At 39.4% G+C, this 16,998-nt stretch carries 14 protein-coding genes; 5 read left to right on the forward strand and 9 right to left on the reverse strand.

Annotated features, from left to right (window positions below; all coding sequences use genetic code 11):
* Nucleotides 1-117: 117 nt before the first annotated feature.
* The 8 genes from ACWITO_RS11320 to ACWITO_RS11355 all read right to left on the reverse strand — a co-directional run bounded on the left by ACWITO_RS11320 (nt 118) and on the right by ACWITO_RS11355 (nt 10,697).
* Nucleotides 118-3,396: a DUF7948 domain-containing protein gene (locus ACWITO_RS11320; RefSeq protein ID WP_448530105.1), complete on the reverse strand. Its 3,279-nt coding sequence runs from the start codon at nt 3,394-3,396 to the stop codon at nt 118-120.
* A gap of 77 nt (nt 3,397-3,473) precedes the next feature.
* A complete protein-coding gene (locus ACWITO_RS11325; protein ID WP_448530106.1) occupies nt 3,474-4,472 on the reverse strand; it encodes a DNA adenine methylase in 999 nt (332 codons plus the stop codon).
* Between the two features lie 39 nt (nt 4,473-4,511).
* Nucleotides 4,512-5,291, reverse strand: a complete 780-nt coding sequence (locus ACWITO_RS11330) for an enoyl-CoA hydratase/isomerase family protein (RefSeq protein WP_448530107.1) — start codon at nt 5,289-5,291, stop codon at nt 4,512-4,514.
* An 8-nt stretch (nt 5,292-5,299) separates the two neighbouring features.
* On the reverse strand, nt 5,300-5,545 hold the full coding sequence (locus tag ACWITO_RS11335) for a 4a-hydroxytetrahydrobiopterin dehydratase (protein WP_448530108.1): 246 nt from the start codon (nt 5,543-5,545) through the stop codon (nt 5,300-5,302).
* A gap of 91 nt (nt 5,546-5,636) precedes the next feature.
* Complete coding sequence (lysS, locus tag ACWITO_RS11340; protein WP_448530109.1) at nt 5,637-7,370, reverse strand: lysine--tRNA ligase; 1,734 nt, start codon at nt 7,368-7,370, stop codon at nt 5,637-5,639.
* Between the two features lie 89 nt (nt 7,371-7,459).
* Nucleotides 7,460-8,662 carry an S-adenosylmethionine:tRNA ribosyltransferase-isomerase gene (locus tag ACWITO_RS11345; protein WP_448530110.1) on the reverse strand — a complete coding sequence of 401 codons (1,203 nt, stop codon included), beginning with the start codon at nt 8,660-8,662 and terminating at the stop codon, nt 7,460-7,462.
* Between the two features lie 105 nt (nt 8,663-8,767).
* Nucleotides 8,768-9,568, reverse strand: coding sequence for a zinc ribbon domain-containing protein (locus ACWITO_RS11350; RefSeq protein ID WP_448530111.1), 801 nt, complete (start codon nt 9,566-9,568; stop codon nt 8,768-8,770).
* Nucleotides 9,569-9,599: 31 nt separating this feature from the next.
* Entirely contained in the window at nt 9,600-10,697 is a 1,098-nt protein-coding gene (locus ACWITO_RS11355; protein WP_448530112.1) for a Nif3-like dinuclear metal center hexameric protein, read from the reverse strand.
* A 122-nt stretch (nt 10,698-10,819) separates the two neighbouring features.
* On the opposite strand from ACWITO_RS11355, the gene ACWITO_RS11360 reads away from it, so the two are divergent.
* A complete protein-coding gene (locus tag ACWITO_RS11360; protein WP_448530113.1) occupies nt 10,820-11,206 on the forward strand; it encodes a DUF1987 domain-containing protein in 387 nt (128 codons plus the stop codon).
* On the opposite strand, the gene ACWITO_RS11365 is transcribed toward ACWITO_RS11360, so the two are convergent.
* Nucleotides 11,199-12,680, reverse strand: a complete 1,482-nt coding sequence (locus tag ACWITO_RS11365) for an acyl-CoA synthetase (RefSeq protein ID WP_448530114.1) — start codon at nt 12,678-12,680, stop codon at nt 11,199-11,201. The two genes, ACWITO_RS11360 and ACWITO_RS11365, sit on opposite strands and share 8 nt — an antisense overlap.
* Nucleotides 12,681-12,813: 133 nt before the next feature.
* On the opposite strand from ACWITO_RS11365, the gene guaA reads away from it, so the two are divergent.
* The 4 genes from guaA to ACWITO_RS11385 form a co-directional block, all read left to right on the forward strand.
* A complete protein-coding gene (gene guaA, locus ACWITO_RS11370) occupies nt 12,814-14,340 on the forward strand; it encodes a glutamine-hydrolyzing GMP synthase (RefSeq protein ID WP_448530115.1) in 1,527 nt (508 codons plus the stop codon).
* Between the two features lie 68 nt (nt 14,341-14,408).
* Nucleotides 14,409-14,645, forward strand: coding sequence for a KTSC domain-containing protein (locus tag ACWITO_RS11375; protein ID WP_448530116.1), 237 nt, complete (start codon nt 14,409-14,411; stop codon nt 14,643-14,645).
* 19 nt (nt 14,646-14,664) lie between these two features.
* Nucleotides 14,665-16,107 (forward strand): CCA tRNA nucleotidyltransferase, encoded by a 1,443-nt coding sequence (locus ACWITO_RS11380; protein ID WP_448530117.1) that lies wholly within the window; start codon nt 14,665-14,667, stop codon nt 16,105-16,107.
* Nucleotides 16,108-16,155: 48 nt separating this feature from the next.
* Nucleotides 16,156-16,998, forward strand: an 843-nt coding sequence (locus tag ACWITO_RS11385; RefSeq protein ID WP_448530118.1) for an AAA family ATPase, incomplete at its 3' end; no start/stop codon positions are given.

A 16,998-nucleotide genomic window follows, 5' to 3' on the forward strand; every position in this document is an offset into this window, starting at 1 on the left:
CTAAGCCCGAAAAAAACATCTTAAAATTCACTTTTTTGGAAGGAAATTTCTATTGTTGTTCTTTAATTTTTTCTAAACGGACTTTTTAAGGGACGACTAAATAATTACTTTTAATTTTTACTTCATCACTTGCACCCAGCCATTACAACTTACTCCCGAAGGGCTTTCTAGATAGTAATAGTATACCCCTGCGGTAAGGTTCTTGTCGCTACCCCAGTCGTTCTGATAGTTATCAGATTTGAATACCAATTTTCCCCAACGATTCCAAATTTGTATTTTCGTATTTTTTTCAGCAATTTCAAAGTTATCGTTAATGCCATCGCCATTAGGGGTGATAACATTCGGTGGGAAAATAGGGGGCTTGGGAATAGTTACTGACTTGATAGATTTTGAAATACAACCATTCGGATTTTCTGCAAGCAAGGTAATGGTGTAAGTTTTGTTGTTTTCAGTATAGGTGTAATCATCGGGCTTTGTACCTTCCAAAAGAGTGCCATCACCCATATCCCAACGAATTTTTACAAACTTGGTGGTATCAACATTATCTGCCAGACGCAAACGCACTCGGTAGGGGGTGTTACATTCTTTGAGTAGTGTAAAGTTAAAGTCGGCAGGGGTGGCAGGTACTACTTCTACTCTTATGTTTCTTACTCTTTCACAAATGCCATCACGCATTGTAAGGGTGTAAGTAATGCTCTGCGTAGGCGAAGCGATAGGGTTGGGGATATTAGCATTGTTTAGCCCTGTGGTAGGTCGCCACTGATAAAAAGTTGCTCCACTGGCTTGCAATTGCACACTTTCGCCACGGCACAAACGCACCGTATCGGGTGGGAAAGTGAAATTAGGAAAAATCACTTTCAAATCTTTTATGGCTTGGCTGATTTGGTTACAATTCGTAACAGTGAGGCGAACTTTATAGTCGCCGGGAGCAGTGAAGGTGTAGGTAAAGTTTCTATCGGTATTTTGCGAATAGATAACATTGAAATTGACATCTAAAATTTCCCAAAGAAACTCATCGGCATCAATGGCATTGAATACGAATTGCACCCTTTGTTCGCAAGTAGTAGAGCCATCGCCTATGATTTGCAAATTACGTGGATTGACCATTTGAAAATCGGCAGTTACGTTGAGCCGAAACTTAAAAACGGCATTGTTGCAGTTGGTGCTGTTGTTGGTATTAGACCAAGCTCCCGCAGTAGTAGGAAAGCCATTCGTGCCTCCGCAAGAGGCACAAGTAGAGTGGTAAATGATACCATTTTTGGAAAAGCGGCTTGTTCCTCCATCAACGTGGTCGCCTGTTTCGTTAGAAGCATTTTCACCAAAAAAAGTAGCATACAAGAGCCGCTCCATATTGCGTTTATAGACAGCAATGTAGAAATCTCTGCCATTTACGGTAGTACGTCTGAAAGCATCTTCGGTAGTAGGCATATTGGTTACGCTACTACCCGAACCATTCAAACTGCCTCCCCAGCCCGCAATATAAATATTATTGCAATTATTTTCAGTAACTACCAAAAAAGCAGTAGGGGATATATCAGGGTTACCATCGCCTGCTCCTATACGCGTACTCCAGCGAGAAGTAGCCAAATCAGGGCTTATTTTATGAATGAATTGCCCGCTATTGGGGTTATTATACACGCCTGTACTTACAGGATAATTACCAAAAGTTTGCCCAAAGGCATAAATCTCTTCATCGGAATCCAAATCAATAAAAAAGGAAACATCTGCGGCGGAAGTACCCAAATAAGTGGTGCGAATGATATTCCCCGAAGCATCTAAACGCATAATAAAGCCATCATCACTGCCCAAAGCCGAAGGGTTCATAGCTCCTGTGGTATTGGGCAAGTTAGTGCTATTCGTGCCTCCGCCAATATATACTTCGCCTGCTTGATTGGTCTTTACTGAAAGGGCGTAATCTATCCCCGAACCGCCAACATATCTGCCCCACAAGATACCCAAACTATTATTCATTTTTACCACCAATCCATCGGCTATTCCGCTCAATGTGCCTGTAATGCCTGAGATACTAGCAGAGCGGGTAGTAGAGGCAATGTAAATGTTATCATTGGCATCGGCATAAATATCTCCTCTAAATTCATCGCCATAATTATTGATAACCATTCCCCCCGATGGCTTGATGCCGTCGTTACCACTGCCGCCAATCAGACGAGAAGCATTGAGCGTACCCGTAGGGTTCAGTTTTACTACAAAAATATCACTGCCATTGCTGTAAGAAATGCCTGAAATAGGCGTAAGACTTGAACCACCTGCAAAAGAGCCAAAAGTTGCAGGGAAATTGGTTGAACTGGTTGTTCCTAAAATCCAAAGATTATTTTGGCTATCTACTACCAAGCTATGAGGCACTTCCGAAGCCGAGCCACCAATGAAAGTGAGTTGTTGCAAAGTGGTACCTGTGGCATTGTACTTGAAAATACCAACGTCTGTGATAGTTCCTCCCGAACCTGTTGTACCAATGGTAATGGCTCCTGTAAAATTAGGAAAACTCAAACCGAATAGCGTAGCTCCCGAATACAGGTTGCCTGCGTTATCAAAAGTAGCGGTATTGCCCCAATTATCAGAAACCCCACCCGAATAGGTTGAAAACACAAGTTCAGGGTCTATGACAAGGTCGTAGTTTTTATGGTAACCTTTGGGAAAATGGAAAGAAAGCACATTGCCTTGCAGGCGAAATTCGGTAGGTACTTCCACTTTTTTACCCCTGATGATTTGGTAACTGATAGGTTTTTTCTCATAAATATTGCCTACGGAAGTTTGAATAAGCAAAGTGCCGTCAGGTAAGATTTTTACACTTTCAGCGTGTTTGTATTCCATTTGAATAACTTGGGGATTTGCTCCTGCTTTAATATAAAACTCATATTTCAGGTGGTTAGCCCCTTGAAATATGGCATAATCAATCCCTGTATAGAGATTTTTGTATAAAATACCCTCATACCCTCTTACATTTTCAGCCCAATGGCTTTTTTCGCCAATGTAATAATGATAAAGGGTAGGTTTGGCTTTGCCCAAAGATTGCACCTGTACAGGATTTGCTCCCAAAAAATCTATCACAAAGCTATGAGCCTTAATGCCGTCTTGTTTTTCGTAAATGGCAAATTCAGGGCTATCTTGATGAGCAGGCTTGTGGCGTATGTATTCAAGGGCTTTGCTATCATAGAAACTGAATTGCAGAGCATTGTTGTAGGCAAAAAGAAAGCCACTTGGCAAATCGGCACGAAAGGCAATAGATTTTTCCCATTGATTTTTATTTTCAATGAAAGTAATGCCTTGTGAAGAGGTTTTTGCCCAAACCTTCTTGCGTAATTCGTTTGCATTTTGGGAAAAAGCGATACCCCCAATCAGCCATAAATGCAGAGAAACAAGTAAAATTTTTTTCATAAGCACTTGTTTTGTAATATTTATGGCAAATTTAGGCAAAATATTGAAATATGCAAGTTTTTTGGAATGAAAGTTTTTCAGTAGATTTTTTCTATAAAGTGCAAAAACTCCGTGGTATGCCGAGCTTTGTAAGAGCGTTGCGAGGGCTTATCAGCCATAAAGCGATTGTAAGTTTGTGTGAATACTTCGTAATTTCCGTATTTACGCATAATCTTTTGAATAGTTGGCAAAGGAATAATGCCCTCGTTGTTGTAACTGAGAAAAATATATTTGAATTGAGCTTTGGAAATGATTTTTTCCAGCATTTCAGGGGCTTTTTGCTTGGAACAAAATAAAGATTTGTAATAATGAGGACGTAATCCTGTTTTGCCTTGCGGCTCAAAGTTGTTGTCGTAGAGAGCTATGGTATTGAGCAAATGATAGTTGCTCCCATACTGGCGAGCATTGTAGGGCGGGTCTAAATACAAAATATCTCCCGAAATCTTTTCTATCAACTTTTCAGCTTCGCCGTGATAAACTTCGTGTGTATGGTGATTGACTTCAAAATGGGCAGGTTCTAAAAAAAGTGGTTTTTGAGCAGTTTTTTTGAGATTTTTCAGATAGGCTCCATACACAGAAGCAGTATTAGCTACTTTATCGGCACTTTCTAAAAGAGAGCATAGCAAGAAAAAATATTCATCTTCGGAAATGTTTTTTCTCAAATATTCAATTTCGCTACGTACAGCATCTATTTTTTTCCCATTTTCTGCTGAAAAATACTTGCGAAAGCTCCCTTTTTCAGCATAATGTTTGTAAATAAATCCTTCCTTTCCTTTAAGGGAATTTAGATAGAGCAAATTTTGAAATGAAATTTCTTGATGGTTTTGAATATAATTTCTGTTGAGTACAAAAGCATAATATTCGGTATCACTGGCAATGATTTTTTTTACTTTATTCTTAAAAATTCGCCCTACAATGCCCGTTCCTGCAAAAGCATCATAAAAAATAGCCTTTGATAATTTTTCTTGACCAACAACTTCTAAAATAGTTTCACGTATAAATGGAATAAGTGTATATTTTGAGCCAATGTAGTTCATAATTCAAAAATCTAGCCCTTTTCCCCAACAAGTGGATATTTATTTTCCTTGAAAATTGGGCTTGCGTTTTTGCAAAAAGGCTTGTACGCCCTCGGCAAAGTCTTGGGTTTTGAAGTTTTTACCCTGATTTTCGGCTTCTATTTCCAAAGTCTTTTCCAAACTTCCTTTGAAACCCTCACGCAAATTTGCTTTGGTATGCTTGATAGCCACCCAAGGACCCGAAGCCAAGCGTTCTGCCATTTCTCTGACAACCTTATCCAGTGTTTCTTCTTCGCAAATTTTATTGAGCAAGCGTAAATGATAAGCCTCTTCGGCTGTGAAAATGCTTGCCATTGTCATTAGCTCAAAGGCTTTGTAATACCCTATGCGGCGGGGCAGGAAAAACGCACCACCACCATCACTTGAAAGAGCAATATTCGTAAAAATTTCGCTGAAGCGGGCATCTTCTGCGGCAAAAAGCATATCGCAAGCAAGAGCCAGATTAAAGCCCAAACCTACACAAACACCACGAATTTTCGCAATAATGGGTATATCGGTGTAGTGCATTGCCAAAATAAGCGGATTGACGCAGGTTTTTAAGTATTCTGTAACCCCAGCCATTAACTCTGCTCCGCCTGCTACCAAATCGGCACCACTACAAAAATCTTTTCCTGCTCCTGTAAGAATAATAACTCTTGTGCCATCTGTTTCACTTTCCTTGATAGCTTCGTGGATTTGCAAAACCATTTGTTTGGTAAGAGCATTTTTGCGTGTTGGGTTATTGAGTGTTATGGTCTTGATATGATTTTCAAGATGTACCAAAACAGGATTTTCGTTCATAAAAAAGGTTATTTTTTGAATTTTACGTAAATTTTACTAATAGCTTCTGCCATTTTTCTGTCTTTTTCGGTAACGGTATTGCCCGCATCGTGTGTGGTGAGGGCAATTTCTACTTTATTATACACGTTTGCCCACCAAGGATGATGGTTCATTTGTTCTGCAAGCAAGGCAACTTGCGTCATAAAGGCGAAGGCTTCCGAGAAATCAGAAAACTCAAATTTTGCCCGCAATTCGTTGTTTTGTTCTTGCCACATAAGATTTTGAAATTTTTTAGGTCAAAATTTTCTAATTGTCAAATCTTTAATAAACGTCTTATTACCTCTTTCCTGCCTCTTGCTTCCTAATTTATCCAAGCCACGAAGCGACTTCTTCTTTGGTTGGGTTTTTCACGTTTTCCAGTTTCATTTTCTTTCTCATTCCACAAATATCGTTGAAAAGTTTATTCACGTCCCATTTTTTTAGCTCCTCAATGGTAAGAATTCCCATTTTTTGCAAAATAGGTACGAGTTCTTCTCTAATCCCCAAAGCAGTATAATCTTCCATTTTAGCCATTTGAGGCTTCTTTTCAGGACGCATTTGTGGGAAAAATATCACTTCTTGAATGGAAGGCTGGTTGGTCATAATCATTGTGAGCCTATCAATACCAATACCAATACCTGCCGTAGGTGGCATACCATATTCCAAAGCTCGCAAGAAATCTTCGTCCATTGCCATAGCTTCTTCATCGCCGCGTTCGGCGAGGCGAAGTTGTTCTTCAAAGCGTTCTCGCTGGTCAATAGGGTCATTTAGCTCGGAATAGGCATTGCAAATTTCTTTGCCGTTGCAAATGACTTCAAAACGTTCTACCAGCCCTGGTTTATTGCGATGCTTTTTGGTAAGGGGCGACATTTCCACAGGATAATCCATAATAAAAGTAGGCTGAATGAGGTGAGGCTCAACTTTTTCACCAAAAATTTCATCAATGAGTTTGGCTTTTCCCATAGAGCTATCCACTTCAATACCCATTTTTTGAGCTTCTTGGGCAAGTTCACTTTCGGAAAGTTTGTCAATATCCAACCCTGTAAATTGCAAGATAATTTCTTGCATTGTATAACGTTTCCAAGGGCGTTTGAAATCAATCGTATGCTCTCCTACACGTACCTGTGTAGAGCCGTGCAAATCCAAGGCAACTTTTTCAATCATTGCCTCTACGGTATCAGCCATCCAGTGGTAATCTTTGTAAGCTACATAAATTTCCACTTGTGTAAATTCAGGATTATGGAAACGGCTCATACCTTCGTTGCGGAAGTCTTTGGCAAACTCAAAAACCCCTTCAAAACCTCCTACAATAAGCCTTTTGAGGTAAAGTTCGTTGGCAATACGCAAATAAAGTGTCATATCCAGCGTATTGTGGTGGGTGATAAAAGGACGAGCCGCCGCTCCGCCGTGTATGGGTTGCAGAATGGGCGTTTCAACCTCCAAATAACCTCTTTCTTGCAAAAACTGACGAATAGAATTGACAAGTTTGGAGCGTTTGATGAAAATATCCTTTACGTGAGGATTGACAATCAAATCTACATAACGCTGGCGGTAGCGTTGTTCGGGGTCGGTGAAGGCATCATAAGTTTTTACATTGCCTTGCTCATCTTTTACCTCTTTTACGATAGGTAAGGGGTGTAAAGATTTGCAGAGCAATTTGAAACTTTTTACGTGTAGGGTTATTTCGCCTGTTTTGGTGGTAAAAACAAAACCTTGCACACCTATAATATCGCCAATATCCAAAAGTTTTTTGAATACCGTATTGTAAAGCGTTTTGTCTTCGGTAGGGCAAATATCGTCCCTTTGCACGTAAATTTGTATCCTGCCTGTGGAATCTTGCAGTTCGGCAAAAGAAGCTGAACCCATAATCCGGAAGCTCATTAGCCTACCAGCCAAAGATACAGCTTGGTATTTTTCAGGATTGTGAGGGAAATCTCGTAAAATCTCTTGGGCATACGCCGTAACTTCAAAAGTTTCGGCAGGGTAGGGGTCTATGCCCATTTTCATCAATTCCTCACGTTTTTGGCGTCGTAGAATTTCTTGTTCGCTTAAATTTTGCATAGCTTGATTTACAAATTAAGTGTTGCTCTTGTTTTTATTTGCAAAAACAAGACTGCAAATTTTGGAAAAATGTTTGGAAAAAGCAAAATCTATTGCATTGAAGGCAAAAGTAAAGAAGAATCGCCGTAGCTTAAAAAGCGGTAGTTATGCTGTAAGGCGTGATTGTAGATTTTTCGCCAATCTTCACCCACAAAAGCCGCAATGAGCAGAACAAGCGTAGTTTGTGGCAGGTGAAAGTTGGTTATCAAGCCTTTACATACCTTAAATTGGTAGCGTGGGTAAATGAAAATTTCAGTACTGCCTTGCAATTCGGTGAGTTTATGTTTTTGCAATAGTTCTTTAATTGCCTGCAAAGCCTCTGATAGGGAAGGTTGCTTGCTTGCAGGAATTTCGTAAGGAATTTGCTGTTTAACTTGCAAGATAGGCGAGTTTTGCCTACCTAAAGCAATTTCTGCTCCAAACCAATACAAACTTTCAAGCGTACGCATTGAAGTTGTACCTACGGGTATAATGGTCTTATGAACATTGTTTATCAAGTTTTCAATGTTTTGTAAAGAAACCAATAAACGCTCTGCGTGCATTGTATGGTCTTGAAAATTAGCTACTTTGATGGGTTGAAATGTGCCTGCTCCTACGTGTAGCGTGAGAAAATCGTAAGAAATACTTTGATTTTTCAAATTTTCAAAAACACCTTCCGTAAAATGCAGACTTGCCGTTGGGGCGGCGACTGCTCCTTCTTTCTGAGCAAAAATAGTTTGGTAACGTTCCTTATCTTTTTCGCTTACTTCTCTCTTGATGTAGGGGGGCAAAGGAATTTTTCCCAGTTGCTCAATGATTTCAGCGAAACTGATATGCTCGTTATTCCATTCAAAAAGCACTTGGGTTTCGTTTTGTAGCGTTGCTTTGAGCTGTATCGGCTCATTTTTGAGCGTAAATTCGTACCAAATAGGCTCTTTGAAACGCTTTTTATTCCCTATCATACATTCCCATACGCATTGCTTACGAGCTTGCATTGCACTGGCAACTATGCGAGAAGGTAAAAGAGGTTCAAGCAAGAAAATTTCAATCCAAGCACCCGAAGACTTTTGCAAAAGCAAGCGTGCGGGAATAACTTTGGTGTCGTTGAAAACTAAAAAACTATCTTGGGGTAAAATTTGAGGCAATTCGTAGAAAATATGGTCGGAAATTGTGCCTTTATTGTAGAAAAGAAGTTTGGCGTGGTCGCGTTGGGGTAAAGGCTCTTGGGCAATACGCTCAGCAGGCAAATGATAATCAAAATCTGATAGTTGCATTGATAAATTTAGCGTTCAAGGGTTTGAGGTTGGGAAGGTTCTGAAATTTGCCAAAACAAGGTCTTTGAGTGCAACCCAAAGACCTTGTTTTCAGAAATCATCATTTTAAGCCTCTTCACCGATTTTTTTCAGCCCTCTCTTACGAGTAGTTTTCTCTTCGGTAACTTGTTGTACTTCTTCTACTCCCGCAAGTATTCTCCCGCAATGCTCACAAACGATGATTTTTTTCTTTTCACGAATATCTACTTGCCTTTGAGGAGGCACCATACTATAACAGCCACCACAAGCATCTCTGCGTACAAGCACTACGGCTAATCCATTAGAAGAGTTTTTGCGGATTTTCTCGTAAGAAACAAGCAAACGCTCATCAATCTGATTTTTCTGCTTTTCTCTTTGGGCTAAAAGATTTTTCTCGTCCTCCTCACTTTCTTCAATGAGTTGGGCAAGTTCTTTTTGTTTTTCTTCTAAAAACTTTTTACGCTCGGTAAGCGTCTTTCTTACATTTTCAATTTCGGCTTTTTTGGCATCAATTTTATCTTTGGCTTCTTTGGTTTTTTTGTCGCAAAGCACTATTTCCAACTCTTCCGATTCAATTTCTTTGGCGAGGGCTTCGTATTCACGATTGTTTTTCACGTTCATTTGTTGCCCTTTGTATTTATCAATGAGCTTTTCAGCTTCTTTTTTTCGGTTTTTCATTTCATTGATTACCTGCTCCCATTCTTTGATTTGCTCTTCAAATCGCTGAATACGCGTCTGATAGCCGGCGATTTCATCTTCAAGGTCTTGTACTTCATTGGGCAAATCTCCACGCAAGCGTTTTATACTATCCAGTTCGCTATCAATTTTTTGCAACTTCAAAAGAGCCTCTAATTTTTGCTCAATGCTTTTTTCTGCTATTTGTGCCATAAAAATTGGGATTTCGTTTCAAAACGCAAAATTAGTAAAAATAATTGACAGGATTGGTAGAAATTTGAGAAATTTTTAGAGGAGCGGTACAATTTTTTTCTTTCAGTAATTGAGCAAGTAAGTTTTTGGTAAAATTTTCACTTTCGTAATGTCCTATATCAGCAAGGAGAATTTGCCTATCGGCATCAAAAAATTCGTGATATTTTACATCTGCCGTAATGAAAACATCAGCTTTTTGTGCGATAGCCTTTTTGAGCAAAAAAAAGCCACTTCCTCCACATAAAGCTACCTTACGAATGGGCTTATGCAACAGGGCTGTATGCCTAATAACCCTAAGTTGCATTTTTTCTTTTAGAAACTGCAAAAACGCTTGCTCACTCATTTCTGTTTCTAAAACACCCATAGCACCTGCCCCTACTTCTTGGTTTTCATTTTCCAAGTTATGTAAATAGTAGGCAATTTCCTCGTAAGGGTGGGCTTTGCGTAATGCTTTGAAAATATCATTTTTGACGTGAGCGGGGAAAATTACTTCCAATCTTGTTTCGGGGGCTTGTTCCAAGTACCCTTGCGTGCCTGAAAAGGGATTGGCTTTTTCGTTGGGGCGATATGTGCCAATGCCTTCCAAGCGAAAACTGCAATCTTGATAGTTGCCGATTTGACCTGCCCCTGCTTGCCAAAGTGCCTCTAAAACTTGCTGTGCGTACTCGTGTGGGCAAAAGGTGGTGAGTTTGTAGAGATTTTGTGTAGTAGGTGCTAAAACTCTGACGTCTCGCAAGCCTAAAACAGAAGCTATCTGAAAATTTACACCTCCCATTACGTTATCCAAATTGGTATGAATAGCGTATAAGGCAATATTGTGCTGAATGGCTTTGATAAGCACGCGTTCCACATAATTTTTTCCTGTGAGTGTTTTGAGCGGCTTGAATACAATGGGGTGATGAGCAACAATGAGGTTGCAATTTTCACGAATAGCTTCGTCCAAAATGGCTTCTGTGATGTCTAAACTTATCAAGATACCTGTAATGTTTTCCTCTAAATTACCATAAATCAAACCTGCATTATCATAGCTTTCTTGATAAATAGTGGGTGCAAAACCTTCCAAGAGGCTTATTACTTCTCTGATTTGCATAAAGCGAAACTTTAAGTTTTGAAAAAAGATGTAATTTTTCTTTGCTTTTTGCAGTTGCCTGAAAGTATAATTTTATTAGCTTTGCAAAAATAGAAAATTTTACTTCTGCAAATTGCCTTGCTATGGAAAACTTAATAATTAAGGCTACCGAACAAACCGCTGATGTAGTGCTTAATGCGAATGAGGGGAAAATTGAATTTTCAGGAGTTTCTATACCCGAAGATTCTTATTCCTTCTTTACGCCTATTTTGCGATGGCTTGATGCATATACCGAAAAAGCACCTGCTAAAACAATAGCAACCTTCAATATAATGTATTGCAACACGAGCTCTTCAATGTATATTTCCGAAATTTTGCGAAAACTTCGCAAGCTCAAATCCACGGGCAAAGAAGTGGAAATTCATTGGTACTACGAAGAAGATGATGATGATATGCGTTTGCTCGGAGAGGATTTCAAACGCATTAGCCAACTGAATTTTAAGATTTTAGTTGCTCCTTCTGCTATTTGAGTAACTTTTTGAGTTCGGGCTTTACTACTTTCCCCATAGCGTTACGAGGAAAATCCTCTACAAAAAGAATTTTGGAAGGGATTTTGTAGTAGGCAAGTATTTCTTTCAGCCAATTTTTAAGGGCAACTTCATCAAGTTCTTTGCTTTTGGCTATTACAAAAGCAACAATTCTCTCGCCTTTATCCTCATCATCAATACCTACCACTGCACAATCGTTTATTTGTGGGTGTTGGCGTAAGGTTTCCTCAATTTCAATCGCTGAAACTTTGTAGCCAGCAGTTTTGATAATATCCGTAGATTTTCTACCTAAAATTTTGAAGTATCCTTCTTCATCTTGTAGAGCTATATCACCTGTTTTGAAAAAGCTATCAGGGGTAAAACTTTCTTGGGTGGCTTCTGCTCTGTTCCAATAGCCTATGAAAACATTATCGCCTTTTACCTGAATTTCGCCTGCTTCGCCCTGTGGTACAGGTTGGTTGGTTTCATCAACCAAACGCACTTGAATATTGGGCAAAGGCACACCCACAAAACCTGCTTTTCTTTTGCCGTGCAATGGGTTACTGATAGCCATACCGATTTCACTCATTCCATAACGTTCTAATAGAAAATGCCCACTGATTTTTTCCCATTCCTCTAAAATACTTACAGGTAAAGCCGCCGAGCCCGAAATCATTAGTCGCATAGATTTGCAAGCATTTTGCATAGCAATTTTTTCAGCTTCGCTGGCTTTGTGCCATTCATCAATGAGGCGTTTGTAAATAGTAGGCACTGCCATAAACACAGAAAAAGGCTCATTCTGCCACATTTGCCAAACTTTTTGGGCATCAAACTTGGGCAAAAATACGACTTCGGCTTTTGCGTACAAAGCACAATGCAGAGCATTCACAATGCCGTGAATATGATGTAAGGGAAGTACGTGTAAGATTTTATCTGTTTTTTGCCATTCCCAAGCCTTGACTAATGTTTCAATTTGAAATCGTAAATTTTTGTGTGTAAGTACAACCCCTTTGGGCTTACCTGTGGTGCCAGAGGTGTAAATCATCAAAGCCGGATTTTCTAAATCTACTTTGGGCAGATCGGGAAAACTTTGTAAATTTTCTAAACATTGTTCAATTTTTTGCCAAATAATACTTGGTACAGAAAATTCTTCAGAAGCGAAATCGTTGTGTGAAATCACAAGAGAAGCCTCACTATCTTGAATAAAATATTCCATTTCGGCTTTGGGGTGTAGGGGCGAAAGAGGTACAGATATTCCTCCTGCAAGCCATATACCCCATTGTACGGCAACATACTCGCAACAAGAAGGAAACAAATGGGCAATTCTCGCTCCTTGCAAATGCTTTACTCCTTGATTTGCAAGTAAGAAAAGAGCTACTTTTTGGGCTTTTTCCAAAAGTTCTTGATAGGTGTATTGCCCTTTTTCGTCGCGAATGGCAACACTTTTACAAAAACGATTTGTTTCAATCCAAAGCATTGATAAATGTAGTAAAAAACTTTTCGCAAAAATAGCAGTTTTGTGTAGAAAGTTTCAAAAAATCAATTTGTTTGTTTCTGACGCTTTTTTCTGCTATCTTTGGCACTTAAATTTTTTTACTTAAAGTTAAAGTATGGACAAAATCATCATTTTAGACTTTGGCTCGCAATATACGCAACTCATTGCCCGCAGAATACGAGAATTTAACGTTTTTTGCGAAATTTATCCTTTTCACCATTTACCAACACTTAGCCCCGAAATAAAAGGAATTATTCTTTCAGGTAGTCCTTGCTCTGTAAGAGATAATAACTCGCCTGATATAGATTTGCAGACTATCCGTAAAAAAGTGCCTATTTTAGGAATTTGCTACGGAGCCCAACTGCTCGCTCAAAAATTTGGCGGTAATGTAGAACCTTCGGCTACACGCGAGTATGGACGAGCCAATCTTACTGAATTTGATGCAGAAAATCCGCTTTTTCATCATATTTCGCCTCATTCGCAAGTATGGATGAGCCACGGCGATACAATTACACAAATACCCACTGATTTTACAACCATTGCCCGCACCGAAAGCATACCCGTTGCGGCTTTTCAGGTACAAAACGAAGCAACTTTTGGCTTACAATTTCACCCCGAAGTTACACACTCTCTGGAAGGAAAGCAGATTTTACAGAACTTTGTTTTAGAAATTTGTGGCTGTCAGCCTACTTGGACACCTACGTCTTTCATTCAGAGCAGTGTGGAGGCTCTAAAACAGGAATTAGGAAATGATAAAGTGGTATTAGGTCTTTCAGGCGGAGTAGATTCCAGCGTAGCGGCTTTGCTTTTGCACAAAGCTATCGGAAAAAATCTTTACTGCATTTTTGTAGATAATGGGCTTTTGCGTAAAAATGAATTTGAAAGCGTGTTACATTCTTACCAAGATTTAGGCTTGAACGTAAAAGGCGTTGATGCCAAAGCTGAATTTTACCAAGCCCTCGCAGGACTCACCGACCCCGAAGCCAAACGTAAAGCTATTGGAAAAACATTTATTGATGTCTTTGAGCGTGAAGCCCATCAAATAAAAGACGTAAAATGGCTCGCACAAGGTACAATTTACCCTGATGTAATTGAAAGCGTAAGCGTTTCAGGACCTTCGGTAACTATCAAATCACATCATAATGTAGGCGGTTTGCCCGAAAAAATGAACTTGAAAGTCGTAGAACCGCTTAAAATGCTGTTCAAAGATGAAGTTAGAAATATTGGCAAAGAATTAGGCTTGCCTATCAATATTTTGCATCGCCACCCTTTCCCCGGACCAGGGCTTGCTATTCGTATTTTAGGAGAGGTTACCGCTGAAAAAGTGAGCCTTTTGCAAGAGGTTGATGCTATTTTTATTGAAGGGCTGAAAAAAGCGGAACTCTATGATGCCGTATGGCAAGCAGGAGCTATTTTGTTACCTATTCAGAGCGTAGGTGTAATGGGCGATGAACGTACTTATGAGCGAGTAGTGGCTTTGCGTGCTGTTACGAGTACAGACGGAATGACCGCCGATTGGGCAAGATTGCCTTATGAATTTTTAGCTCAAATTTCCAACCAAATCATCAATCAGGTGAAAGGGGTGAATAGAGTAGTATTGGATATTTCTTCCAAACCACCTGCTACTATTGAGTGGGAATAAAACTCGGAAGCGTGGGATAGAAAACAGAATGAGATATTAACAAGTTCTTAAACTTTACTTGGAATTTTTTGAAAATAAACATTTTATCCAAAGTGGAACATATTGCCGTAGAATCCTCAATGCTAATTTCCGTAGCTTACGATGCCAAAGAGCAAATTTTAGAAGTAAAATTCAAACAGTGGGAGGTGTATCAATATTTTGAAGTACCTTCAAACGTATTTGAGGAATTGCTCAAAGCCGAATCAAAAGGTAGGTATATGAGAAGTTACGTGATTGATTGCTATCCGTATGTACGTGTGCGATAAAAACTTTGCCAATTAAGAAATGTCTGAGAAATTTGATTACATATTTGCAGAAAATCCATTTTTAGCTAAACTGGCTCAAATTATCCAAGAAATTGGCACAGAAGCCTACTTGGTAGGCGGTTTTGTGAGAGATTTGCTTTTGGGGCGTACAGGTAAAGATATTGATATTGTTTGTGTAGGAAGTGGGGTTGAGTTTGCTTTGAAAGTGGCTCAAAAGTTAGACGAAAATATTTCTGTTACCACCTACCGCAATTTTGGGACAGCAATGTTTCGCTACAATGAATGGACTTTGGAGTTTGTAGGAGCAAGAAAAGAATCTTACAATCGTCATTCACGTAAGCCTGTGGTGGAAGACGGCACTCTGCAAGACGACCAAAATCGCAGAGATTTCACTATCAATGCCCTTGCTATTTCGCTGAATAAGCAAAATTTTGCTCTACTCATAGACCCCTTTGGTGGGGTAGAGCATTTGCGTAAAAAGATTATCCAAACACCTCTCAATCCTGATATTACTTTTTCCGATGACCCTTTGCGAATGATGAGGGCTATTCGTTTTGCCTCAAAACTTGCCTTTGATATTGCCCCTGAAACCTTTGAAGCAATTATACGAAATAAAGAACGCATACAAATTGTTTCCCAAGAGCGTATCACTGATGAACTCAATAAAATTATTCTTTCCGATAAGCCCTCTTATGGTTTTAAGCTACTTTTTCATTCAGGACTTTTGCATTATATTTTTCCTGAAATGGTAGAACTGCAAGGAGTAGAAGCCGTAGGCGATAAAAGGCATAAGGATAATTTTTATCATACTTTGCAGGTATTAGATAATTTGAGCGAAAAAACAGAAGATTTATGGCTTCGTTGGGCGGCTATTTTACACGATATAGCCAAACCTGCTACCAAACGCTTTGATGAAAAAGTAGGTTGGACTTTTCACGGACACGAGGAAAAAGGAGCTAAAATGGTGCCGCATATTTTCCGAAAACTCAAATTACCTATGGGCGAAAATATGCGTTTTGTACAAAAATTGGTTCGCTTGCATCTAAGACCCATTGCTTTGGTGAAAGATAATATCACGGATTCTGCTTTACGCCGATTGCTTTTTGAGGCAGGAAGCGATTTGGAGGCTCTTATGCAACTATGTCGTGCTGATATTACTTCCAAAGACCACCAAAAAGTAAAAAAGTATTTAGCCAACTTTGATAAAGTAGAGCAAAGACTCAAAGAAATTGAGGAAAAAGACCGCTTGCGTAACTTTCAGCCTGTTATTACAGGAGAGCTGATAATGGAAACTTTTGGCTTGAAGCCTTGTCCGGAGGTGGGGCTTATAAAAACAGAAATACGAGAGGCTATTTTAGAGGGTGAAATTCCCAATACCTTGCCTCAAGCCTATGAATTTATGCTTCAGGTGGGTAGAAAACACGGCTTGAAGCCTTTGAAAAATGATATTCCTACGCAGTAGCTTACTTCCTTGTACTCTTTTTCTAAATTTGTGTAAAATATCCTATGAATGAAAACACAGGTTTTTTTCCCTTACGGCATCAGCAATTTTGCACAGATAGCCACACAAAACTATGTGTATGTAGATAAAACTGCCTATCTTGAATTATTTGAGGAAAGGCAGGAAAAGTTTGTGAGCTATCTGCGTCCTCGCCGTTTTGGGAAAAGTTTGTTTGTTTCGCTCTTGGAGCATTATTACGATATAAACCGAAAAGCAGATTTTCAGAAATTATTTGCTAATTATTATATTGGAAAAAATCCTACCTCAAATGCAAATAGCTATCGGATACTACTTTTCAATTTCAGTGCCATAGATACCCGTACAGCGGAAAGTAGCTATCGCGACTTTGCAAAGAGCGTACGCATATCGGTCAGGGGGTTTTTGATGGGGTACAAACTGCTTAGCTATCAAGAAGCTGAGAGATTTGTTGCAGAAGATCCTCCCGAAATAGTTTTGAGAAACTTTTTCGACTTTTACGAAAAGAGATTTTTAGAGAACAAGATTTACTTGCTTATTGACGAATACGACCACTTTACGAATGAAATCCTTGCCCGCAGTATTCAAGAGTTCAAAGAAACGGTATCGCTGAATGGCTATGTACGAAAGTTTTACGAGGCAATCAAAAACGCTACCCAGCAGGGCATTGTAGATAGGTTTTTCATTACAGGGGTTTCACCAATTACAATGGATAGCCTGACGAGTGGCTTTAATATCGTCAAGCATCTTACTCACGAAGAAGAGTTTGAGGCAATGATGGGCTTTTCGGAGGCAGAAGTAAGAGAACTATTAAATTTGGTGCTAACTGATAAAACTCGTGAGGAGCAAATAATGCAAGATTTGCGAGATTACTAC

It is taken from the genome of Raineya sp., assembly GCF_053497555.1.